5 protein-coding genes and 1 pseudogene are annotated in these 6,188 nt (G+C 66.0%); 1 reads left to right on the top strand and 5 read right to left on the bottom strand.

The window, feature by feature from the left end:
- Nucleotides 1–235 (top strand): annotated as a pseudogene (locus H928_RS32005) (hypothetical protein); the annotation flags it as partial.
- Nucleotides 236–239: 4 nt separating this feature from the next.
- Here H928_RS32005 and garD read toward each other — a convergent pair.
- The 5 genes from garD to H928_RS0102065 form a co-directional block, all read right to left on the bottom strand.
- The gene (garD, locus tag H928_RS0102085; RefSeq protein ID WP_021025007.1) at nt 240–1,811 is read right to left on the bottom strand and encodes a galactarate dehydratase; all 1,572 of its coding nucleotides are present in this window, start codon (nt 1,809–1,811) and stop codon (nt 240–242) included.
- A gap of 86 nt (nt 1,812–1,897) precedes the next feature.
- Entirely contained in the window at nt 1,898–2,899 is a 1,002-nt protein-coding gene (locus tag H928_RS0102080; protein ID WP_021025006.1) for a tripartite tricarboxylate transporter substrate binding protein, read from the bottom strand.
- A 49-nt stretch (nt 2,900–2,948) separates the two neighbouring features.
- Complete coding sequence (locus H928_RS0102075; protein WP_021025005.1) at nt 2,949–4,244, bottom strand: glucarate dehydratase family protein; 1,296 nt, start codon at nt 4,242–4,244, stop codon at nt 2,949–2,951.
- A 54-nt stretch (nt 4,245–4,298) separates the two neighbouring features.
- Nucleotides 4,299–5,594, bottom strand: a complete 1,296-nt coding sequence (locus tag H928_RS0102070; RefSeq protein WP_021025004.1) for a TRAP transporter large permease — start codon at nt 5,592–5,594, stop codon at nt 4,299–4,301.
- Between the two features lie 10 nt (nt 5,595–5,604).
- Nucleotides 5,605–6,087, bottom strand: a complete 483-nt coding sequence (locus tag H928_RS0102065) for a TRAP transporter small permease (protein WP_021025003.1) — start codon at nt 6,085–6,087, stop codon at nt 5,605–5,607.
- Between the last annotated feature and the right edge of the window lie 101 nt (nt 6,088–6,188).

Raw genomic sequence — 6,188 nt, 5'->3', positions numbered from 1 at the left:
GACCGCCCAGCTGCAGCCCGGCAAGACGGTGCTGCTGATCGCCGGGCGCGGCCATGTGCTGCGCAGCATCGGCATTCCCACCTGGCTGCCTGCGGGCACCCGCTCGGTGGTGGCCATTGGCCAGGCGGGCAGCCAGGCCCAGGCCGATGCGGCCGACCGCGACTGGGTGCATACCACGCCCGCCCTGCCCGCCAAGGACCACTGCGCCGCGCTGCGCGAGAAGTGGAAAAAGTAAGGCTTCAGGTCACGGGCGCCGGGTTGAACAGCACCAGCGCATTGTGCAGCTGCCACTCTTCCGCCCAGGTCTTCTTGCGGCCACTGGCCACCTCCAGCATCAGGCGAAACATCTCCCAGCCCATCTCCTCGATGGTCGCTTCGCCATCGGCAATGCGCCCGGCGTTCACATCCATCAGGTCATGCCAGCGGCGTGCCAGATCGCTGCGTGTGGCCACCTTGATCACCGGCACCTGCGCCAGCCCATAGGGCGTGCCGCGCCCGGTGGTGAACACATGCAGGTTCATGCCGGCGGCCAGCTGCAAGGTGCCGCAGATAAAGTCGCTCGCAGGCGTGGCCGCATAGACCAGGCCGCGCTGGATGCCGCGTTCGGCCAGCCGTTGGCCGGGCGAGAGCACGCCGGTGATCGGCGCCGTGCCGCTCTTGATGATCGAGCCCATGGCCTTTTCCACGATGTTGGACAGGCCGCCCTTCTTGTTGCCCGGCGTGGTGTTGGCGCTGCGGTCCACCTTACCCTTGTCCAGGTAGGCGTCGTACCAAGCCATCTCGTCGATCATGGCCTGCGCCACCTCAGGGGTTGAGGCGCGCGAGGTCAGCTGGTCAATACCATCGCGCACCTCGGTCACTTCGCTGAACATCACGGTTGCCCCTGCGCGCACCAGCAGATCGGTGCAAAAGCCAACGGCCGGGTTGGCCGTCACACCGCTGAAGGCATCGCTGCCGCCGCACTGCACGCCCACGACCAAGGCACTGGCCGGCACAGTCTCGCGCCGGCGCTGGTTCAGCCGTGCCAGGTGTGCCTCGGCCCGCGTCATGATGGACTGCACCATCGACATAAAGCCCACATGTGCCTCGTCCTGCAGGCAGACCACATCGAGCTCGGGCGCGCGCTCATCGGTGATGGGGAAAGAGCCCGGTGGCAGCAGGCGCTCGGGCTGCAGCTTTTCGCAGCCCAGGCTCACCACCATCACCTCGCCGCCAAAGTTCGGGTTGTGGCTGATGTTGCGCAAGGTGCGCTGCGGGATCTCGGCGCCCACCGCATCAATCGCCACACCGCAGCCATAGCTGTGCTCGAGCCCAACGACATCGTCGACCTGCGGATAGCGCGGCAGCAGCTCGGCCTTGATGCGGCGCACCGCAAAATCGAGCACGCCCGCCACGCACTGCACCGTGGTGGTGATGGCCAGGATATTGCGGGTGCCCACCGTGCCATCGGCATTGCGGTAGCCCTCAAAGGTATAGCCCTCCAGTGGCGGCAGATCGGGCGCGGGCACCGTGGCAATCGGCAGGCCTTCGAGCGAGCGGGCCTCGGGCATCTGCAGCAGGCGCTCATGCACCCAGCTGCCCGCGGCAATGGCCTGGCGCGCATAGCCGATCACCACGTTGTAGCGGCGCACGGCCGCGCCCTCTGCCAGGTCCACCAAGGCGACCTTGTGGGCCTGCGGCACCTGCTCGACCAGGCGCAGGCCCGAGGGCAGCACCGTGCCGGCCGGCAGCCCGCCGTCATTGGCGATGATCGCGACGTTGTCCGCCGCATGCATGGAAATCGAAAGTGGGGTCGTTCTGGCTTGTGTCATATCAAATTCTCTCTGGCGCGGTGCAGCCTGGCGTGGCCGCTGCACCGCGCGCCTGTCCTCCAAGGTGACAGGCCGGCTGCGCTGTGTCAATCGGCCTTGATACCGGCGGCCTGGATCACCTGCGCCCATTTGGCCACCTCGGCCTTCTGGAACTCGGCCAGCTCGGCCGGCGTCATCGTCGAAGGCTGCATGCCAAAGGCCTTCAGGCGGGCCTGTACTTCCGGCGTGGCGACGATCTTCATGATCTCGGCATGCAGGCGGTCCACCACCGGCTTGGGCGTGCCCGCAGGCGCAAACACGGCTTGCCAGGAGCCCATGTCAAAGCCCTTTTCACCGGCTTCGGCAATCGTGGGCACATCGGGCAGGGATTCCAGGCGCTTGGAGCTGGTCACCGCAATCGGGCGCAGCTTGCCGGCCTGGATATGCGGGCCGACCACCAGGGCCGTGTCAAACATCAGGCCCCCCGGGCCGCCGATGACATCCTGCACCGCCGGGCCGCTGCCCTTGTAGGGCACATGGGTGAACTTGACGCCCGTCTGGTAGGCCAGCAACTCCAGCGCCATGTGGTTGGAGGTGCCGCTGCCGGGCGAGGCCGAGGTCAGCCCGCCGCTGGAGGCCTTGGCCTTGCTGCCGGCCATCACATCGGCCAGGGTCTTGAAGGGGCTGGAGGCGGGCACCACCAGCACCAGCGGGCCCGAGCCCAGCATCGCGACCGGCGTGAAGGACTTGACCGGGTCGTAGTCGAGCTTGGAATACAGGCTGATATTGATCGCATGCGAGCTGATGGTGCCGCCCAGGATGGTGTAACCATCGGGCGCGGCGCGCGCGGCCAGGGCCGAGCCCACGCTGCCGCCGGCCCCGCCCTTGTTCTCGATGATCATCGGCGTGCCCAGTGCCTTGCCCAGCGGCTGGGCGATCACGCGTGCCAGGGTGTCGGTATTGCCGCCGGGCGGAAACGGCACCAGGTAGGTGATGGATTTACCGGTGGGCCAGCTGCTTTGCGCCAGCGCGGCGCTGCTGGCCAGGCCGGCGCCCAGCATCAAGGCGCTGGCCGCGAGCGAGCTTTGGATCAGGGTTCTGCGTTGCATGGATGTCTCCTTGGTTTGTAATCGTCGAAAGCAATGAACTCGGTGGGGCTCAAAAACGCGGCTGCTTGCCGTCAAAGCTGGGGTCGTACTTGCGCATCTGGCCCAGGTCATCGCGGTTGCGGATGCCGCAGTGCAGGTAGTTGTCATGCAGGCGCGCCAGCGCATTGCGGTCCAGGCGCACGCCCAGGCCTGGCGTTGTCGGCACGCGCAGGCTGCCCGCTTCAAACTGCAGGCGCCCGCCCTCGATGACCTCCTCGTCCTGCCAGGGGTAGTGGGTGTCGCAGGCATAGGTGAGCAAGGGCACGCTGGCGCAGAGATGCGTCATCGCCACCAGGCTGATGCCCAGGTGCGAGTTACTGTGCATCGACAGGCCCAAATCGAAGGTACGGCACAGGGTGGACAGGCGCTGCGTGGCGCGCAGGCCGCCCCAGTAGTGGTGGTCGCTCAGCACAATCTTCACCGGGCAGCCCATCTCGGCATTGCGCCGGAACTCGGCAAAATCGGTCACCACCATATTGGTGGCCAGCGGCACCTCGCAGGCGCGGGCCACGGCCGCCATGCCGTCCAGCCCGGGGGCCGGGTCTTCGTAGTACTCCAGCACGCCGCGCAGCTTGTCAACAATGCGCAGGCTGGTCTCCACCGTCCAGTTGGCATTCGGATCGATGCGCAAAGGCAGGCCGGGAAAGGCCTCGGCCAGGGCGAGAATGCCGGCGGCCTCCTCGTCAGGCGGCAAGGCCCCGGCCTTCAACTTGATGCTCTGGAAGCCGTACTGGCCAATCATGCGCTGGGCCTGCGCCACCAGCTGCTGCGGTGTCAGCGCCTCGCCCCAGGCATCGGGGGCATAGGGCTGGCCGGCATGCTCGGCGTATTTGTAGAACAGGTAGGCCGAGAACGGCACACTGGAGCGCGCCGCGCCACCCAGCAGATCGACCACCGGCGCATTCGCCATCTGGCCTTGCAGATCGAGCATGGCCACCTCAAAAGCACTGACCACCTTGGCCACCGTTTTGGATACATGGGTACCCGGCGCGAGCGACACCTGCTGGCCCAGGAACTCCGAGGCCGTCTGCACGGGTGGCGCCACCAGCGCGGCCACCCGCTGCTCCATCTCGTTGAGCGCCCAGGGTGAGAGCCCCACCAGGGCCGGTGCCGCCTTGGCCAGCGCATCGAGCATGGGCTGGTCGCCATAGCTCTCGTTGATCCCCACCAGGCCCGAGGCGGTCTCGATCTCGATGATGGAGCGCAGCGCCCAGGGCTCGTGGATGCCGGCAGCGTTGAGCAGCGGCGGATCGCGGAAGGCAATCGGCGTGATGCGGAGTTGGCGAATGGCGTGTGAGGTACTCATCGTGAAAACGCAGAAGAAAGCAGAAGGGGTGAAGGGTTGGGAGGCGGTGAATGCTTAGCGCACGGTCATGAAGATCTGCGGCAACCAGGTGGTGAAGGCCGGCACAAAGGTCACCAGGCCCAGCGCAAAGATCAGCGCGCCATAGAAAGGCCAGATGGTGCGCATGACGGTGCCCACCGACACACCGCCAATGGCACAGCCAACAAACTGGGTGGTGCCCACCGGCGGGGTGTTCAGCCCCAGCGCGCAATTGATCAGCAGCACAATGCCGAACTGCACCGAGCTCATGCCGTAGTGCTGGGCAATCGGCAGGAAGATGGGCGTGCACAGCAAGATGGTGGCGGCCATGTCGAGGAAGGTGCCGAGCAGGAACAGGATGATGTTGATCAGCAGGAACACCATCCAGGGTGTGGTGGTGACCTGGGCCAGCATCTGGCCGGTGAGCTCGGCCACGCCGTAGAGGCTGATCAGGTAGCCAAAGGTGCTGGAGATACCGATCAGCAGCAAGATGATGCCGGTGTTGCGCACCGCCTTGGAGGCGGCCTTGACAAAGTGCGACCAGCTCAGCGACCGGTAGACAAACACCGTGAGCGCCAACGCATACAGCACGGCGACCACGGCCGACTCGGTGGCGGTGAACACGCCCGACAGAATGCCGCCCAGAATCAGCACCACGACAAACAGACCCGGCAGCGCCGCGGCCAGGCTGCGGCCCACGACCTGCCAGCCGGGGAAGGTGCCGGCCGGGTAGCCGCGCCGCCGTGCCACCCAGTAGGCCGCACCCAGGTTGCTCAGGGTCAGGATCAGCGCCGGGATGATGGCCGCCAGAATCAGCGCCGCAATCGACACCTTGCCGCTGGCCGCCAGCGCATAGATGATGATGTTGTGGCTGGGCGGCATCAGCGCACCCACCAGGGCCGCATGCGTGGTCACGTTGACGGCGTAGTCGGCGTGGTAGCCCTCTTTCTTCATCATCGGGATCATCACCGCGCCCATGGCCGAGACATCGGCCACCGGCGAGCCCGAGACGCCGCCAAACAAGGTGCAGGCCACCACATTGGACATGCCCAGGCCGCCGCGCACATGGCCGATCAGCGCCCGCGCAAAGTTGACGATGCGGTCGGCAATGCCGCCGTGCAGCATCAGCTCACCGGCAAAGATGAAGAACGGAATCGCCAGAAAGGAGAACACCCCCATGCCGGCGGTCATCTGTTGAAAGCCCACCTCCAGCGGCAGCCCCTCATAGGCCAAGGTGGCCAGCGCAGACAGACCAATGGAGAAGGCCACCGGCACGCCCAGCAGCAGCAGGACGGCAAAGCTCAGGCTCAGAATCAGCAAGGCTGTGGTCATCGCCGCGCTCCTAGTTGGGCTGCACTTCGCGGCCTTGCGCGAGTGCGATCAGGTGTTCGATGGAAAACAGCACAATCAGGCTGCCGGCAAGGATGGCGGGCACGTATTTCCAACCTTCGGACACGCCCAGGGTCGGTAGGCGGTAGTCCCAGACCGATTCGGCCAGCGATGCGCAGCCATAGGCCATGGCCGCGCCAAACAGCAGAATCAGCGCATGGATCAGAAACTCCATCTTGGTGCGCAGCCAGTCCGGCGCCAGCACCAAGAGCGACTCCAGCCCGATATGGCCGCTGTCGCGCACACCGACGGCGACGCCGAACATGGTCACATAGAGCACCAGCAACAGCGACAGGCTCTCGGCCCAGGTCGGCGTGTTGTTGAGCACATAGCGGCCAAACACCTGCCAGCTGACGGCGGCAATCAGCAGCATCAGGCCGGCAATTCCCAGCCACATGCACAAGCGCGACAAGGCGCTGCAAATCTTGGTAAACATCGTGGTGCCCGTGCAGGCCCGGGGCGTACAGCCTCCGGGCAAAGAGTTGCAAGGAGCCAGCACCCGGCGGGCACTGGCATTGGCGTGGGATCAGCGGCGGA

Origin of the sequence: Comamonas sp. B-9, assembly GCF_000410635.1 — a bacterium.
In the GTDB taxonomy this organism is placed as follows: domain Bacteria; phylum Pseudomonadota; class Gammaproteobacteria; order Burkholderiales; family Burkholderiaceae_C; genus Comamonas.
This window is presented reverse-complemented; position numbering and strand designations above follow the sequence as displayed.

Bases quoted from the DNA above. Each gene is read 5' to 3' on its own strand.
- H928_RS0102075 (WP_021025005.1), bottom strand. From the start codon at position 4,244: ATGAGTACCTCACACGCCATTCGCCAACTCCGCATCACGCCGATTGCC.
- H928_RS0102080 (WP_021025006.1), bottom strand. From the start codon at position 2,899: ATGCAACGCAGAACCCTGATCCAAAGCTCGCTCGCGGCCAGCGCCTTG.
- garD (WP_021025007.1), bottom strand. From the start codon at position 1,811: ATGACACAAGCCAGAACGACCCCACTTTCGATTTCCATGCATGCGGCG.
- H928_RS0102070 (WP_021025004.1), bottom strand. From the start codon at position 5,594: ATGACCACAGCCTTGCTGATTCTGAGCCTGAGCTTTGCCGTCCTGCTG.
- H928_RS0102065 (WP_021025003.1), bottom strand. From the start codon at position 6,087: ATGTTTACCAAGATTTGCAGCGCCTTGTCGCGCTTGTGCATGTGGCTG.